The organism is Massilia sp. P2_C2 (genome assembly GCF_056404615.1).
The window spans coordinates 1-1,038 of sequence record NZ_JBFUDR010000631.1 but is presented as its reverse complement, the minus strand read 5'-3'; the positions used below and the strand labels follow the sequence as shown (position 1 = coordinate 1,038).

The following is a 1,038-nucleotide window of genomic DNA, read 5'->3' as shown; positions in this document are numbered from 1 at the left end:
CCCTGTGCCCACGCGATGCCAACGGTGATGCAAGCGTTACGCGTGGGCACAGGGGTGCCCACCCTACAGAATATTGATGTGGATCTCTTCTAAAACGGGCACTTCGCCCTCATATTCGAGGTCTGAGCGGGTACTGCAAAACGGTGTCCGCCGGGTCCGCGACATGCACAAAAAGTTGCAACCAGAGGCAACGAAACAGGCATAATAGCGGACGCAATTCAACAGTTTCCCTGACGCCTAGTCATCACGCAGAGTCCGGGATCATCCAAAGGAGCATTACAAAATGGCATCAGTTAACAAGGTCATTATCGTCGGCAACCTGGGCCGCGATCCGGAAATCCGCTACATGCCGAGCGGCGACGCCATCGCCAACATCGCCGTGGCGACGTCCTACAAATCGAAGGACCGCAACACCGGTGAGCAGAAAGAGCTGACCGAGTGGCACCGCATCTCGTTCTTCGGCCGCCTCGCCGAAATCGTCGGCCAGTACCTCAAGAAGGGTTCCTCGGTCTACGTGGAGGGCCGCCTGCAGACCCGCAAATACACCGACAAGGACGGCATCGAGCGCTACGCCACCGACATCATCGCTGAAAACATGCAGATGCTGGGCGGCCGCCAGGGCATGGGCGGCGGCGACAGCTACGGTGGTGGCGACGACATGGGCGGCTACGACGCCCCGCCGAGCCGCCCGGCCCCGCGCCAGACGCCGCCGGCCCCGGCCGCACGTCCGCAGCCGAAACCGGCGCCCAACTTCTCGGATATGGATGACGATATCCCGTTCTAACTGGAACTGTTCCCAGTACATGAAAGCCCGCTCTTCGCAAGAAAGCGGGCTTTTTCTTGTAGCATCCCAGTCGAATGGTCACAACATTTTGGCAATTTTCTTGTCGTAATATATACTTTCCAAGATGTAAATATATTACCTCTAGGGAAAGGACCTGACTTGAAACCGCTCGCTGCTCTCCTCACTGCCACGCTCGTCATTATTTCGACCCGGCACGCGTTTGCCGAAACGACGGCGGTGACTTCGGACCCGGC

1 protein-coding gene is annotated in these 1,038 nt (G+C 58.3%); it reads left to right on the top strand.

Annotated features, from left to right (window positions below; genetic code table 11):
* Positions 1 to 283: 283 nt before the first annotated feature.
* Positions 284 to 784, top strand: coding sequence for a single-stranded DNA-binding protein (gene ssb, locus AC1DYX_RS31465; protein WP_477266175.1), 501 nt, complete (start codon positions 284 to 286; stop codon positions 782 to 784).
* Positions 785 to 1,038: the final 254 nt, after the last annotated feature.

Excerpts from the sequence above, each read along its gene's own strand:
- ssb (WP_477266175.1), top strand. The coding sequence starts at position 284 with ATGGCATCAGTTAACAAGGTCATTATCGTCGGCAACCTGGGCCGCGAT.